Source organism: Janthinobacterium sp. Bl 1 (assembly GCF_058215535.1).
This window is the reverse complement of the sequence record NZ_CM177086.1, coordinates 4,571,451-4,586,155: the sequence shown is the minus strand read 5'-3', so window position 1 is coordinate 4,586,155 and position 14,705 is coordinate 4,571,451. Positions and strand designations below refer to the sequence as shown.

Genomic DNA, 14,705 nt, shown 5'->3' with positions numbered 1-14,705 from the left:
ATGATAACAACTAACTCGGCATCCGAACTTCCCACCTTGCGCAGCGATGCGCGCGTCATTGCCCTCGTGGGGCTGGCGCATGGCGTGTCGCACTTCTACCACCTGATCCTCGCGGCCCTGTTCGTCTGGCTGAAACCGGCCTTCGACCTGTCGTATGCAGAACTGGGCCTGCTGATGACGGTGTTCTTCATCATCTCGGGCGTGGGGCAGGCGCTGGCGGGCTTTGTCGTCGACCGCTTCGGCGCCCGCGCCGTGCTGTTTTCCGGCATTTTCCTGCTGGGCGTGTCGGCGCTGGCCCTGTCCACCGCGCACAGCTATGCGGCGCTGATGCTGGGCGCCATGCTGGCCGGCATGGGCAACAGCGTGTTCCATCCGGCCGACTACACCATCCTCAACCAGCGCGTGTCGGCGGCCCGCGTGGCCTACGGCTTTTCCGTGCATGGCATCAGCGGCAACATCGGCTGGGCCCTGGCACCGCTGTTCATGACGTACGTTGCCACCCATTATGACTGGCGAGTGGCGCTGCAGTGCGCGGCCGTGCTGCCGTTCGGCGTGCTGTTGATCCTGTTCCTGAACCGCCACGCCATCCGCCCCGAGCCCGTGAAAAAGGCCGCGCCGGGCCAGCAAGCTGGCGGCGAGGGTACCTTGGACTTTCTGCGTTTGCCGGCCGTGTGGATGTGCTTTGCCTTCTTCTTCATTACCGCCATCGCCCTGGGCGGCATCCAGAGCTTTGCCAGCGTGGCCCTCGTCAAGCTGTACGGCATGAGCCTGGCGCTGGCCACCAGCGCCTACACGGCCTATATGCTGGCCTCGGCCGTGGGCATGCTGGCCGGCGGCGTGGTGGGCGCGCGCAGCAAGCAGCCGGACCGCAACGTGGCGATCGCCTTTTCCGCTGCCGCGCTGCTGGCCGTGCTGCTGTCCATGGCCGCCGTGCCGGCCTGGGGCGCGGTGGTGCTGATGGGCGCCATTGGCCTGACGTCGGGCGTGGCGGGACCGTCGCGCGACCTGATGATACGCGCGGCGGCGCCGAAGAATGCCACCGGGCGCGTGTATGGCGTCGTGTATTCGGGTCTCGACAGCGGCCTGGCCGTCGGGCCCCTGTTCTTTGGCGCGCTGATGGATGGCGACCATCCGGCCCTGCTGTTCGTGTTCATCGGCCTGTTCCAGGCGCTGGCGATTGCCACGGCCGTGGGCGTGGGCGGCAAAACACGTGCCGCGGCGTTGCAAAAGGCATAGAATCGTTGCCATCAGCCACGAAAGGAATCCCCATGACCTTTGCCACCACCGACCTGTGCGACGACTATGCGGCCATGCTCGACGACGGCACCCTGGCCGTGCTGCCGCCCGTGTACCGCGCTTTCGGCCAGCGCGTGCGTTTCAGCGGCCCCGCCACCACCTTGCAAGTGTTCGAGGACAACGCGCTCGTGCGCAGCACCCTGGAAACGCCGGGCCAGGGCCATGTGCTGGTGATCGATGGCGGCGGCAGCCTGCGCCGCGCGCTGGTGGGCGGCCAGCTGGGCGTGCTGGCGGAAAGCAACGGCTGGGCCGGCATCGTCGTCGATGGCTGCATCCGCGACAGCGAGGAAATCAATGTCTGCCAGATCGGCGTGCGCGCCCTGGCCACGCATCCGCGCAAGAGCAACAAGACGGGCGCTGGCCAGCGCGACGTGCGCGTGCAGGTCAGCGGCGTGGCCGTGCATCCGGGCGACTGGATCTACGCCGATGCGGACGGCATTCTGGTGGCGCGGCAGGAACTCGATTGACGGCGCAGCGCACCTGAAGATGTTGCAAATTATCTACATTAAATATATTTTTGCAAAGTTCTTTGATTTTTATCATGGCTGAGATATGATTTCACTTAAGGAAACTTTAATGCCTATAAGGCAATGAAATCAGCTCATGAAAATCGCCACCATCGCAGCAGTTGTTGCCCTGTTCGCCGCCGGCACCGCCAGCGCCAGCCCCGTCAACCTGATCACGAATGGCGATTTTGAATCGGTCGCGCCCGGCTATACCTTTTCCAGTGGCTATCATGTTGTCAATGGCGGTTCCTCGGCCATCGGCGGCTGGACGGTGGGCGCTTCCTCGGTCGACCTGATCCGCAATGCCTATAACGCTATCGACGGCTACAGCATCGACATGCTGGGCACGCCTGGTCCGGGTTTCCTGTCGCAAAGTTTCAATGTCGTTGCCGGCCAGACGTACAACCTGAGCTTTGACATGGCGCGCAATTCCGGCGGCCCTGCCGGCCAGGGCGTGGCCGTCAATTTTGGTGGCGTGGCAGGTAATTTCTACTCGACGGCTGCCGCCTCGAACACCTTGTACAGCAACACCTTGAGCTTCACGGCTGCTTCCAGCGGCCTGGCGACCCTGTCGTTTGCCAGCGCCGCCCAGGCCGGCACGCCGTTCGACAATTACTCGGGCGCCGTGATCGACAACGTGGCCGTGATGGCCGCCGTACCGGAACCGGAAACCTACGCCATGCTGCTGGCGGGCCTGGGCCTGATGGGTTTCCTGCACCGCCGCAAGGCCGCCAAGTAAGTCTGATTTTGTCCGAGATCAAACCGCCTGCTGCCATGCACAGGCGGTTTTTTTACGTCAAGGGTCTTGTGCGTAGCCGTCCACCTGCACGACAAAGCGCTCGATCCGCGGCCAGTCTGCGCGCGTCCTGACCAGCGTTTCGCCCGTGGCCATCAGCAGCACATAGCCGTAGCCGGTGCGGCGGTCGCGCCAGGAGTGGGGCGTGCTGTCCCAGGCGCAGCAATAACGCTTGAGCCTGGGCAAGCCATACGCGCGCCGCAGGTACGCTTCCGCCTGTTGCGCATGCTTGCCGTCCACCGCGTAGCGGGCTTCGAACGGCTGGTCCTGACGTTCCCTGTTTTGCTGGCAACCCTGATAGACGAGATACGCGGGCTTCTTGCCCAGCTGGGACAGGAAGTCGCCGCAGGCCAGTTCGGCGCCCTGTGCGCCGCCCGCGCCCAGCAGGAATAGCCACGGCAGCAGTGGGGCGAGTTTAGTGACTGGCATCGCCATCTCCCCGCAACGGACACGCGGCCGCTGCCGGCCCCATACGCAGCACCAGTTCACCGCGCAACTGCGTCAATCCCGCGATGCGCGCATCGATTTCACCCAGCTTGCGCGCCAGCGCCGCGCGCAGCAGGTCCGCCGTGGCGGGATCGCCGGCGGCCGCCAGCAGCGGCATGTCGGCCTCGATTTCCGCCAAGGTAAAGCCCAGCTGTTGCGCCGTGCGCAGGTAGCGCAGCCAGTCGGCCGCCTCAGGCGGGTAGTCGCGGTAGCCATTCGCGCCGCGCCGTGCGCGCAGCAAGCCCCGCTTTTCATAAAAACGCAGGGTATCGCGGCTCAAGCCCGTCGCCTGCGCCATCTCGCCGATCTGCATGGTGATTTTTCTTTCATAAAATGCTTGACCATGGAGTGTACTCCAACCCTGATCATGGGCGCTTTCCATACACAGGAGTTCCCATGTTGTCCGTTTTCGCCTTCCGCCGCGTGGTGCGCGCCAGCGCCATTTATGATGTGCTCATGACGGCCCCGTTTGCCACGCCGTGGACGTTTTTGCTGCTGCGCGAGCACTTGAGCGCCCTCAATGTGAGCCTGGGCGGCCTGCCGCTGCCCGTCTTCGGACCGTTTCATCTGCTCATCAGCAGCTTGTTTGGCAGCGTGGTGATGGTCTGGTCCGTGCTGCGCATGCTGGACCCGCAGCCGCGCTTCGGCCGCTATGATGCGGCAGCGCGCTATCTGTTTTCCACGTGGATGGCGTGGGCGCTGTTCACGACGGGCCAGCCGCTGCTGTGGCTGTTCTTCGTGCCGGAACTGGCCTGGGGCCTTGCGCAAAGCTTGCCATTGCGCCGCAGCGAGGGCGCGCCGGCAGGGCGCGCGCACGAATCGTTGTTGAGATGGCGATAACGAAATGCAATAATGGCCGTGCTTTACAGCAATAAACGACTATTAAGGAGATGATTATGCAGCAGGATGCCGCTGGAAAAAACATGGCGTTGCTCGATCCGGTGGTGGCACCGCGCATCGCGGTGACGCGCCTGGTGACGGGCCTGCTGCAAGGCGTGCTGCTGTACTGGCTGTACAGCACCGCGCAAGCTAAAGTCTGGCCCGCCACGGAAGCCTACCTGCTGGCGCCGCTGATGCTGATCAGCCTGCTGCTGCCCATCTTGCTGGTGTCCAGCCTGGGCCATATGTCGGTCAAGCGCATCGCCCTGTGGATGGCGGGGGCGGCCGTCGTGATGGCCGTGCTGGCCTGGCATGACGTGGCGCGCGGCGCCGAGCATGTGATCTGGGGCAACTACAAGCCGGGCGCACCGCTGCGCGTCATTTCCGCGCAGCTGTTCGGTTTTTGCGTCGTCGGCTTTTATATCGCCCACGCGCTGGTGCTGGCCAGCGCCCAGGATGGCCAGCGCATTGCCCGCTATCCGACCTACTTTGAAATCGCCTGGAAGCTCGGCATCCAGCTGCTGTTTTCCCTGCTGTTCGTGCTGGGCCTGTGGCTGGTGCTGTGGCTGGGCGGGCAGCTGTTCCTGCTGATCAAGCTCAGTTTCCTGAAAAAACTGCTGGGCCAGGCCTGGTTCGTGATTCCCGTCATCTGCTTCGCGTTTTCATTTGCCATCCACATCACGGACGTGCGCCCGTCCATCGTGCGCGGCATCCGCACCTTGCTGCTGGTGCTGCTGTCGTGGCTGATGCCGATCGCCGCCGTGCTCGTCTCGGGTTTCCTGCTGACCTTGCCCTTCATCGGCTTCGAGCGCCTGTGGGCCACGCGCCATGCGGCGTCCGTGCTGCTGGGCATGGCCGGCGTGCTGGTGGTACTGATCAATGCGGCCTTCCAGAATGGCGAAGTGGGCCATGGCGTGGCGCGCGGCATCCGCCTCGGCACGCGTCTGGCTTGTCTGCTGCTGCCGTGGGTGGTGGGCATCGCCATCTATGCGCTGACCCTGCGCGTGATGTCGCATGGCTGGACGTCCGACCGCCTGATCGCTGCCGCCTGCCTGCTGATCGCCACCTGCTACGCCGCCGGCTATGCCTGGGCGGCGAGCAAGTATGGCGATTGGCTGCACCTGATCGCCAACGTCAACGTGGCCACCGCCTTTGTTACCCTGCTGGTGCTGTTCGCGCTGTTCTCGCCGCTGGCCGACCCGGCGCGCATTTCCGTGGCCAGCCAGATGGCGCGCCTGAACAGCGGCAAGATAGGCGTGGACAAGTTCGATTTCGAATACCTGCGCTTCCAGGGCGCACGCTATGGCCAGGCGGCCTTGCAGGAATTGACGAAACGCACGACGGGCCCCGATGCGGCCATCGTGCGGGCCCGCGCCGAGGCCATGCTCAAGCGCCAGAACCGCCTCGACGAGACGGGCGCGCTGAGCGACGTGTCGATCAACCTGACCTTGCGCCCGGCCACGGCGAAACTGCCGGAGAGTTTCCTGCGCCAGGACTGGACGCAGGTTGGCCCGGCCTGGCGCCTTCCCGCCTGTTTGAAGCGGGCTGGGCCGCAGTGCGACGCGTATCTGCTCGATTTCGACGGCGATGGCAAGCAGGACGTGCTGCTGATCAGCAATGACCCGCGTGCCTCGTCGGTGTTGCTGGCGGAAAAGGAAGACGGCAGCTGGACCGCGCGCGGGCAAATTCCCATGGATGCCCTGCGCTGCAAACCGCTGCGCGAGAAACTGCAGGCGGGCGAGTTCCAGCTGGTGCCGCCGAAAGTGCGCGAGCTGGAAATCGATGGCCAGCGCGTGCCGATGACCTTATATACGCCAGAGGACGAGGTCAGCTGCCCGGATGAGACCGCGCCGGGCCCGTAAATGGCGGAAGAAAGGATTTGCCGCGCTGAACAAAACCGATTGCTTGCCATGAAAGCAATCACTTCGTGGGCTGAGCGACTCCGTCCGTTATCGGGCAGCAGCAGACATTGACGCATATGCGCTTAAAGGGATATGACGTGGGTAATTTGAATGAAGGTGCCAAGGAAGCACGCAGTGAGATCAAACGCTTCCAGGAATACATCAATGCGCCGAGTTTGGTGCCAGACCAATGCTACCGCATGGCTAGTCCGACTTATGGGTTAGTGTGCTATGTGAACCAAGTTACGGCTCTATTCTTGAGCAAGAACTACTCCGTGATTCCAATCTTTCTGAAGAGGTCATACGATGCGCTTTTGGCAGTCACTCATGCTCGAGTAAGTGAGCCATACCGGAATCTCGTCATCCATTATCTTAGCCACGTTGCTCATTTTCTGGTTGATTACTCTTGCCTAGACCAAGATACGGCGAGCAATATTGAATTTATCCCACCGGCACTGCTTGAGCTTTCGCCTAGTTCGTTACCTGCAGACTTGTGCGTAGCAAATGAGTTCTGAACGGAATTACTTGCATGATTATTATTGAAGTGCCGTTTTCGGCCAGTTGCAGACAGTGGTTAGCTGACCCGAGCACCTAGCCACGGAGACCGAAACCCTGCAAGGAGCATAAGTGGATTTCGCGGAACTAGCTTTTAGAAGAATTGATGATCGGCAGCTAAAAGCTGACGCCTATGTTGATTGGGCAAATGAATTGCTTGAAGGAGGTTGTGATGTCCCCAGTATTTGGGAGTTGGTGGCCTACCGCTGGGATGCCTATATCGATCCTGATCAAGTTGAACGGTTATTTCTGTCATGCGTAGGCGACTTGGGGCTCGAATTGCAGAGTGAATGGTACGTCGCTCTTTGCGCATATTCAAGCAGCTTATGCGAGCGAATGTTGCGTGGTATTACGCAACCGTGGGACTGCTTGATTGAAATGCTGACTCTCGCAGACGATCACAATGAACCGTATATTCATTGGATTTGGATAGACCTTTCACGTGACCTTGAGCCGATAGAAAGAAGAAGATCAGATTACATTTGCTTCAATGGCGCATTGGACCTTAAGAAATCCGATGACTGCATACGCATGGTCGCGCAGCAGTTCATCGCCCTTTGCACGTTACCTCTTTCCGAGAAATTCCCATGGGTTTGGCTATGTCAGGAATGCGGTGCGGTTGGCGAGGAGAGTACCTTTACCGAGGCAAAGGCTTGTTTGTGTACAAAGTGTGGAACTACCTTTGCGATGAAAAACATGCGTTTCTTCGAGCATCGAGATGAACTTGTTAGGCGCTGCGCGGCGAAGTGAACTGGGACCACGGCTGGCGCGACCATGTTATCAATGGCCAACCCGATTTCAGCTACGCGGCGGATGCTTAGTGAACGAGTACAATCGGCCAATAGCTGCCGAACGTGGCCCGCGTGGCGTTTGTCCGAACAATGAGCTGTTCGCGGTCCAAACTGTCCCCTAATCACGAAGTATATTTCGCCGAGATTGTTCAAAATATATTGCCAATTTGCGATATTTAGCATTTTACGTCAGGAGTCACATGTCAGAAGCTACCAAAGAATTTCTCATGAGGCAGTTTGCTGAATTTGCCGCGTTCAGGCGTGCTTTGACGAACGAGTCGGATCGTGGATGTGCTCTTTTTGCGTCTGCCTATCTGGACAAAGCGCTATCCGATCTACTGTTCCTCTCTTTAGTTAACAGCAAGAAAATCGACAGTGAACTCTTCGAAGGCAATTCTCCCCTTGCGACGTTTTCGTCACGCATCAAAATGGCGTTTTACTTAGGAAAAATTTCAGCCGAATGTCGGGGGGATCTCGAAACTATCAGGAAGATTCGAAATGAATTCGCGCATGATGCGAACTTAATTTCCTTTGACACACAGTCAATTGCTGATCGTTGCCGTAACTTGGGGTTCTCTTATCAGTCCAAAGAGTCGCGGCCACGGTCCCACTTCACTGCGGCCTGTAGTGGAATCTTGGGCCGTCTGCATATGACAGCACTTAAATCGGTCGCTCCAACGGTTAAACCTGATGATCGGCCAACAGAGGAGGAGAAGGTGAAGGCACGTGAGAATGCTAAGAAAGCGTTAATGGAAGTAGAAGAAGAACAAGACAAGGAAGGTAAGGCTTCATGACAGTTACCAGTATCGGCCAGAAGCGGCCATGCAGCTGGTTTCATTCCTTTGGATTTGAACCAATCTAAACGGCAACATAATTAATCACTTGGGATCAAGATGCTAGAATTTTTCCGCGACCCAGCTTGGCAGTTCGTAGGTGTCGTGCTTGCGGTAGCCGCCTTGGCCGCTACATTCCTCGTCTTTTGGCTGCAACGTCAACGGAAGACTCTTTCCTACGAAGTAATCTCAAAGAACCAATTGTTGACAGTTAGGGAAGAGCTTGAAGGTCGATTGCAAGTTCTCTATGACGGTCATCCAGCGCGAGACATTTGCCTGCTGATCGTCAAGTTCGTTAACTCTGGCAATGTGCCAGTTTCGACCACGGACTACGAACGCCCGCTGTCGCTCAGTACGGGCATAACATCAAAGATACTTTCTGCCGTAATCACAGATGTTGATCCGGAAAACTTGGCGGCAAGCATTGACATCCTTGAGAGTCGAGTGACGCTTAAGCCGATCCTGCTAAATTCCAAAGACTTTGTAGTGGTTTAATGTACCCGGACACTAATTTAGGCGAGAATGCTCGCCATGGAGAGGTGTTTGATGAGCAAGCAAAGACGTACGTTTTCCCCTGAGTTCAAACAGCAGGCGGCATGCCTGGTACTGGATCAAGGATATAGCCATACGGAGGCAAGCCGTTCGGTCGGCATCGGCGAATCAGTGCTGCGCCGCTGGGTGCAGCAGCTTCAGTTGGAACGGCAAGGCATCACGCCACAGAGTAAGGCAATGACGCCTGATCAGCAGCGAATACAGGAACTCGAAGCGCGCATTGAGCGTCTCGAGCGGGAGAAGTCCATTTTAAAAAAGGCTACCGCGCTCTTGATGTCGGAAGGGATAGAACGTACGAGGTAATCGATCAGATTTGTGGTAACGAATCAATCGAGTTGATCTGCGCGGTGTTCGACGTAGCGCGGTCATGCCTGTACGCGCATCGGGAGCGCGCCCGGCACATTGATGTTGAGCGCATGGCATTGCGTAGCCGCGTGCACGAGCTGTTCGTCGAGAGTCGCAGTTCGGCGGGAAGCCGCAGCATCATGGGCATGATGCGCGAGGAAGGCACGGCAATTGGCCGCTTCAAAGTCAGTCGTTTGATGGAAGAGCTAGGGCTGGTCTGCAAACAGCCTGGCAGCCATGCCTATAAGCAGGCTACGGTGGAGCGGGTCGATATTCCGAACCACCTCAATCGTGAATTCACAGTCGAGGCGCCAAATCAGGCCTGGTGCGGAGACATCACCTATGTCTGGGCGCAAGGCCGATGGTATTACTTGGCAGTGGTGTTGGATTTGTTCGCTCGCCGAGCGGTGGGCTGGGCATTCTCGCTACGGCCCGACGCCGACCTTGTTGTGCAAGCGCTGGAAATGGCTTACGAGCAGCGAGGTCGACCGCAGGGCCTGCTGTTTCATTCGGATCAAGGCAGCCAGTACGCCAGTCGAAAATTCCGTCAGCGCTTGTGGCGCTATCGGATACGACAGAGTATGAGCCGTCGGGGAAATTGTTGGGATAACTCCCCGATGGAACGGCTGTTCCGCAGCTTCAAAACTGAATGGCTGCCGTCAACTGGTTACATGACGGCACAGGAAGCACAACGGGACATCAGCCATTACCTGATGCACCGGTATAACTGGATACGGCCACATCAGTTTAATCACGGATTGGCACCGGCCGTCGCCGAAGAAAAACTTAACGCAGTGTCCAGGATGGGTTGACCACTACAGCGAGTGTTGCGCTTTGGGCGCGATTAACCTGCCCATCATTCCAAGGTTTCAATATGGCGCTGATCTAAAACTTTAGACAACGTGAATGGCAGCAACGGGGCGGAATCGGACGGTGCCATTGGGGCAAAGCGCCACCGGTAGCTAAGTGCTGATCCATAGTGCTTGGCAGATGAGAACGCGATTGGGCATGGCAGGGCCTATGAGGCTTGCCAGATTCCTGGTGTGCGATCTCGTTGCTGCTTGGTCCAACGACGAGATCGGGTCTGGCCTGTTTATCTCCTGCCCAACAGAGACTCTTGCCGCGCTCAAGCAAGAGCTGGTCATCCCCCGCCGTACGGGCGGAGAGGGGTGACATGCACGAACAGCTTGCAGCGGTAACAGATGAAACGACGTTTCTGTAGTTGATCCGTGCGGAGCGGCCTGTCCGCTGTAGCAGTCGTTCGACTGATACAGCATGTGCTTGCATGCGGCGCCTTGTGCCTTGTCCCTGCCGTGCCGCGCTTCTAGACTGGGGCCTTCTCCACGCTGCGACTGCCTGCCATGACCGAACTCCTGCCCCTGATGAGCTATTGCTTTGTGATGTCCGCCACGCCCGGACCGAACAACGTCATGCTGGCCACCACCGGCGCCAACTTCGGCTATCGCGGTGCGCTGCCGGTGATCCTCGGCATCCAGGCCGGCATCTTCGTGCAGACCATGCTCATGTGCGTGGGCCTGGGCAGCGTCTTCGTTGCGTACCCGATGGCGCAGCAGGTGCTGCGGATCGCGGGCGCGCTGTACCTGATGTTCTTGGCCTGGAAGCTTGCCGGCGCGTCGGTGGCAGGGACCGGCGCACCGCGGGCCGTGTCGTTTGCGCAGGCGGCGCTGTTCCAGGCGCTGAACCCGAAGAGCTGGCTCAAGGCGGTCACCATGGCGTCCGTCTTCATGCCTGCGCAGGGCAATATGCTCGCCAGCGCGCTGCTGGTGTCCATGACCGGCACCGTGGTGGGCATGCCGTGCAACGCCATGTGGGCGCTGTTCGGCGTTTCGATCCGCAGCGTGCTGAAGGCACCCCGCAACCAGCGCATATTCAATTTGACGATGGGGGCCATTCTGCTGGTCCTCGCCCTGATGTTTTTACGCTAGACTGCCACCATGTTCGCCATCGACCGCTCCTCGCCCATTGCCCTGTTCAAGCAGATCGAGGCCGCACTGCGCCAGCAGATCGCGCAACGCGTCCTGCCTGGCGGGACCAGGCTGCCGTCGATCCGCCAGCTCGCCACGCAGCTCGCGGTCAGCACCAACACCGTGGTAGTGGCGTATGACAGGCTGGTGGCCGCAGGCGTCATCGATACGCACGGCACGGCGGGCTTCTTCATCTGCGCGCCCACCGACGCCAGCCGCGCCGTCCCCGACGAGGTGGCGCTGGAAGCGGGCCAGGAGCAGGAGCCGGTTTGGCTGAGCCAGCAAGTGAACGACCAGCGGCCGGGCGTGCTGCTGGCCAGCAGCGGCGCCTTGCCGCCCACGTGGCTGCAGGACGCGCTGCCGGCGGCCGCCGTGCAACGTGGCCTGGCGCGCAGCACGGCCGGCATGGCCTCGCGCTGTCCGCCGCAAGGGCTGGCCGAACTGCGCGAGCAGATCGCGCTGCTGTTGCGCGGCATCGGCATCGCCGCGGACGCTAGCCACATCCTCACCACTTTCGGCGGCACCCATGCCATCGATCTGATCTGCCGCACGTTTCTGCAGCCCGGCGATACGGTGCTGGTGGAAGACCCCGGATACTTCCTGATGTTCGGCCGGCTGCGCCAGGACGGCGTGCGCCTGGTGCCAATCAGGCGCCACCCCGATGGCCTCGACCTGGACGAACTGGACGCGGCCTGCCGCGCGCACCGTCCGCGCCTGCTGTTCATGCAGACGGCTTTACACAATCCCACCGGCTGGAGCAGCAGCGCCGCCAACCTGCACAAGGTGCTGATCATGGCGCAGCAGTATGGCTTCCTGATCGCCGAAGACGACGTGCACGGCCATTTCCAGCACGGTCACAGCACGCGGCTCGCATCGCTGTCCGGACTGGACGGCGTGATCTACTACTCGAGCCTGTGCAAGGCGCTGAGCCCGGCCCTGCGCATGGGCTACCTGGCCGCGGCGCCCAACCTGCTCAAGCTGCTGATGCGCACCAAGATCCATTCCATCATGACCTTGCCTGCGCTGAATGAATACGTGCTGCTGGAAGTGCTCAAGGCCGGCAACCTGCGCAAGCACCTGGAGCGGCTGCAACGCAAGATCATGGTGGCGCGCAACGCCAGCACGCGGCAATTGAGCGCGGCCGGCGTGCTGTTCGAGCAGCCGGGCGATGCAGGCATTTTCCTGTGGGGCACGATGCCCGAAGGGCTGGACGTGGACTTGCTGGTGCAGGACGCCTACCGCAACAAGATCCTGCTGATGCGCGGCTCAGCGTTCTCGGCCAACGACACGCCCGACCAGCACATCCGCTTCAACGTCGCCTTCAGCCAGCATCCGCGCGTGAGCGCCTACCTTGAAGAACGCCTGCGCGCGGTGGCTGGCGCGCGCTCAAGCCTTGTCCACGCGTTGCAGGAGGACGCACCGGTAGCCTTCACCCATGATCCACTCTTCAACCAGGGAGCAAGGAAGCGCTATGCACAAACAGATCATTCTCAACCTGCCCGTAAAGGACCTGGACAAATCCAGGGCCTTCTTTGCCGCCCTCGGCTTCACCTTCAATTCCCGCTACAGCGGCGAGAATGCGGCGTTCATGAATATCGTCGAGGGCAACATCGAGGCCATGCTGACGACCGAGCCGTTCTTCCAGTCGCTGATCGGCAAACCCGTCGCGAATGCGAAGGAGGCCAATGAAGTCGTCATTTGCCTCAGTTGCGAAAGCCGGGAAGAGGTGGATAGCCTGATCGCCAAGGCCCAGGCCGCCGGTGGCCGCATACCGCATCCGCCCGAAGACCATGGCTTCATGTACGACCAGGGCTTCGAGGATATCGATGGCCACCTGTGGAACCTGGTCTGGACGGCGCCGGAAGCCTGACGCGAACCGCTGGAATCAGTTCTTCGTGCGCACCTGGCGCACGTGGTTTTCCAGTTCGCTGAATGACGGGCGTTCCGTGGCGGAAATGACCTTGCGGCCGAATTCCACGGCCAGCGCGGGGGCATAGCCGTTCAGGCTGGCCAACAAGGTGACTTTCACGCACTGGTACATCTTCGCCGTTTCATGGTGCTTGCGGCGCAGCAAGCTGGCCAGCGGCGCGATGAAGCCGTAGGCCAGCAAGATGCCGATGAAGGTGCCGACGAGCGCCTGCGCGATCAGCACGCCCAGCTCGGCCGGCGGCAGGCCGACGGAGGCCATCGTGTGCACGACGCCCATCACGGCGGCCACGATGCCGAAGGCGGGCATGGCGTCGGCCAGCTGCGAAATCGTCTGGATCGGCATTTCCGCATCTTCATGGTGCGTCTCGATCTCGTTATCCATCAGGTTTTCGATCTGGTAAGCGTCCATATTTCCCGACACCATCAGGCGCAAATAATCGGTGATGAATTCCAGGATGTGCTCGTCGCCGAGCGTGTACGGGTATTTCACGAAGATGGGGCTGCGGTACGGGTCGTCGATATCGTCCTCGACCGACATCAAGCCTTCCTTGCGGATCTTGCTGAGGATTTCATACATCAGCCCCATCAGCTCCATATAGCGCGCCTTCGTGTATTGCGAGCTGTGGAACAGGGTGGGCAGGGCGGCGAACGTGGCGCGGATGGCCTTGGCGTCATTGCCGACAAAGAAGGTGCCCAGCGCGGCGCCGCCGATCATCAGCAGTTCCAGCGGCTGGAACAAGGCGCCCAGGTGCCCGCCCTGCATGGCGAAACCGCCGAAGACGGAAAACAGCACGACGAGAAATCCGAGTATGACTAGCAAAACCTACTCCTTCATATTATTGCCATATCGCAATATTGTAGTGTAACCCTATTTTCCCGTATTGGCCGAGTCCGGCTGCAACTGCCCGATGAGAAAATTGATAAAAGCGCGCACTTTGGCGGGCAGCTGGTGGCGGCTCGGATAATAGGCGTACAGGTCGGCCGGTGCCAGCGCGTAGTCTTCCAGTACCACGCGCAGGCGGCCGCTGTCGAGGTAACGGGCCAGGTCCCATTCCGAGCGCAGCAGGATGCCGTGGCCGTCCAGGGCCCAGCCGAGCACCACGTCTCCATCGTTGCTGGCCACCGTGCCGCGTACTTTCACCGTGTGGGTGGCGCGGCCACGGCTCAAGCGCCAGATGCCGTAGGCGTCGTCGTTCTGCCGGTGCACGATGCAGCGGTGCCGCGCCAGGTCGTCGGGGGTTTGAGGTGTGCCGTGCGCCTGCAGGTAGGCGGGCGAAGCGCACAGGAAGCGCCGGTTCGACATGATGCGCCGCGCGGACAAACGCGTGTCGGGCAAGTCGCCGAAGCGGATGCCCAGGTCGTACGCCTGCTCGACCAGGTTGATGGGGCTGTCCGTCAGTTGCAGCTGTACTTCCAGCTGCGGGTGGCGCAGGGCGAATTGCGATAGCAGGGGTGCGATCACCGTGCGTCCGAAACCCAGGGTGGCGTTCACGCGCAGCAACCCGCGCGGCTCCGCGCTGCCGCTGGCCAGGGATTCCTCCATGGCGCGGATATCGTCGAGGATCTGCCGCGCCTGCTGCAGATAGCTTTCGCCATCGCCCGTCAGGCTGATGCGCCGCGTGCTGCGATTGAGCAAACGCACGCCCAGGCGCTGCTCCATCAGCTGCAGGCGCTTGCTGACGGCGGGCGGCGTGATGCCCAGTTCGCGCGCCGTGGCCGACAGGCTGCCCAGCTTGGCCAGCAGCACAAAGAAGGCCATTTCCGTCGTGGCGTCGCTTTTCATTATTAACTTCAATTGAATAATGGTTTAAATTGATATTGATTATACGACTCTCTATCGCGACTAAGCTG

Annotated in this window: 15 protein-coding genes and 1 pseudogene; 12 read left to right on the top strand and 4 right to left on the bottom strand. The window is 60.4% G+C overall.

From position 1 onward, the window contains the following. From AC4BCN_RS20655 to AC4BCN_RS20645, 3 genes are all read left to right on the top strand, one after another. Complete coding sequence (locus tag AC4BCN_RS20655) at nucleotides 1–1,236, top strand: MFS transporter (RefSeq protein ID WP_490491639.1); 1,236 nt, start codon at nucleotides 1–3, stop codon at nucleotides 1,234–1,236. Between the two features lie 32 nt (nucleotides 1,237–1,268). Continuing rightward, nucleotides 1,269–1,763 (top strand): ribonuclease E activity regulator RraA, encoded by a 495-nt coding sequence (rraA, locus tag AC4BCN_RS20650; RefSeq protein ID WP_034749787.1) that lies wholly within the window; start codon nucleotides 1,269–1,271, stop codon nucleotides 1,761–1,763. 136 nt (nucleotides 1,764–1,899) lie between these two features. Continuing rightward, the gene (locus AC4BCN_RS20645) at nucleotides 1,900–2,541 is read left to right on the top strand and encodes a choice-of-anchor C family protein (RefSeq protein WP_490491638.1); all 642 of its coding nucleotides are present in this window, start codon (nucleotides 1,900–1,902) and stop codon (nucleotides 2,539–2,541) included. Between the two features lie 57 nt (nucleotides 2,542–2,598). Here AC4BCN_RS20645 and AC4BCN_RS20640 read toward each other — a convergent pair whose 3' ends face one another. Both AC4BCN_RS20640 and AC4BCN_RS20635 read right to left on the bottom strand, forming a co-directional pair. Beyond that, nucleotides 2,599–3,027, bottom strand: coding sequence for a DUF4952 domain-containing protein (locus tag AC4BCN_RS20640; RefSeq protein WP_490491637.1), 429 nt, complete (start codon nucleotides 3,025–3,027; stop codon nucleotides 2,599–2,601). Beyond that, a complete protein-coding gene (locus AC4BCN_RS20635; protein ID WP_456150442.1) occupies nucleotides 3,014–3,397 on the bottom strand; it encodes a MerR family transcriptional regulator in 384 nt (127 codons plus the stop codon). Before AC4BCN_RS20635 ends, AC4BCN_RS20640 begins: the two co-directional genes overlap by 14 nt. A gap of 83 nt (nucleotides 3,398–3,480) precedes the next feature. Between AC4BCN_RS20635 and AC4BCN_RS20630 the strand changes: the two genes are divergently transcribed. From AC4BCN_RS20630 to AC4BCN_RS20590, 9 genes and pseudogenes are all read left to right on the top strand, one after another. Further along, nucleotides 3,481–3,924: a hypothetical protein gene (locus AC4BCN_RS20630; protein ID WP_490491636.1), complete on the top strand. Its 444-nt coding sequence runs from the start codon at nucleotides 3,481–3,483 to the stop codon at nucleotides 3,922–3,924. Nucleotides 3,925–3,980: 56 nt separating this feature from the next. Continuing rightward, nucleotides 3,981–5,825 (top strand): DUF4153 domain-containing protein, encoded by a 1,845-nt coding sequence (locus AC4BCN_RS20625; protein WP_490491635.1) that lies wholly within the window; start codon nucleotides 3,981–3,983, stop codon nucleotides 5,823–5,825. Between the two features lie 666 nt (nucleotides 5,826–6,491). After that, nucleotides 6,492–7,169 (top strand): hypothetical protein, encoded by a 678-nt coding sequence (locus tag AC4BCN_RS20620; RefSeq protein WP_338679248.1) that lies wholly within the window; start codon nucleotides 6,492–6,494, stop codon nucleotides 7,167–7,169. 241 nt (nucleotides 7,170–7,410) lie between these two features. Continuing rightward, nucleotides 7,411–8,004, top strand: coding sequence for an MltR family transcriptional regulator (locus tag AC4BCN_RS20615; RefSeq protein WP_338679247.1), 594 nt, complete (start codon nucleotides 7,411–7,413; stop codon nucleotides 8,002–8,004). 99 nt (nucleotides 8,005–8,103) lie between these two features. Further along, complete coding sequence (locus AC4BCN_RS20610) at nucleotides 8,104–8,538, top strand: hypothetical protein (protein ID WP_338679246.1); 435 nt, start codon at nucleotides 8,104–8,106, stop codon at nucleotides 8,536–8,538. A gap of 51 nt (nucleotides 8,539–8,589) precedes the next feature. Then, nucleotides 8,590–9,752, top strand: a protein-coding gene (locus AC4BCN_RS20605; RefSeq protein ID WP_338682225.1) for an IS3 family transposase whose coding sequence is annotated in 2 segments (ribosomal slippage) — nucleotides 8,590–8,845 and nucleotides 8,845–9,752 — 1,164 coding nt in all. Because the reading frame shifts where the segments join, the coding sequence is not laid out codon by codon here. 549 nt (nucleotides 9,753–10,301) lie between these two features. Beyond that, nucleotides 10,302–10,886, top strand: coding sequence for a LysE family translocator (locus tag AC4BCN_RS20600; RefSeq protein ID WP_490491634.1), 585 nt, complete (start codon nucleotides 10,302–10,304; stop codon nucleotides 10,884–10,886). A gap of 9 nt (nucleotides 10,887–10,895) precedes the next feature. Next, nucleotides 10,896–12,233 (top strand): annotated as a pseudogene (locus tag AC4BCN_RS20595) (aminotransferase-like domain-containing protein); the annotation flags it as partial. 163 nt (nucleotides 12,234–12,396) lie between these two features. Further along, complete coding sequence (locus AC4BCN_RS20590; RefSeq protein WP_456150438.1) at nucleotides 12,397–12,795, top strand: VOC family protein; 399 nt, start codon at nucleotides 12,397–12,399, stop codon at nucleotides 12,793–12,795. 15 nt (nucleotides 12,796–12,810) lie between these two features. On the opposite strand, the gene motA is transcribed toward AC4BCN_RS20590, so the two are convergent. Continuing rightward, entirely contained in the window at nucleotides 12,811–13,674 is an 864-nt protein-coding gene (gene motA, locus AC4BCN_RS20585) for a flagellar motor stator protein MotA (RefSeq protein WP_128142545.1), read from the bottom strand. A 48-nt stretch (nucleotides 13,675–13,722) separates the two neighbouring features. Continuing rightward, nucleotides 13,723–14,637: a LysR family transcriptional regulator gene (locus AC4BCN_RS20580; protein ID WP_490491633.1), complete on the bottom strand. Its 915-nt coding sequence runs from the start codon at nucleotides 14,635–14,637 to the stop codon at nucleotides 13,723–13,725. Between the last annotated feature and the right edge of the window lie 68 nt (nucleotides 14,638–14,705).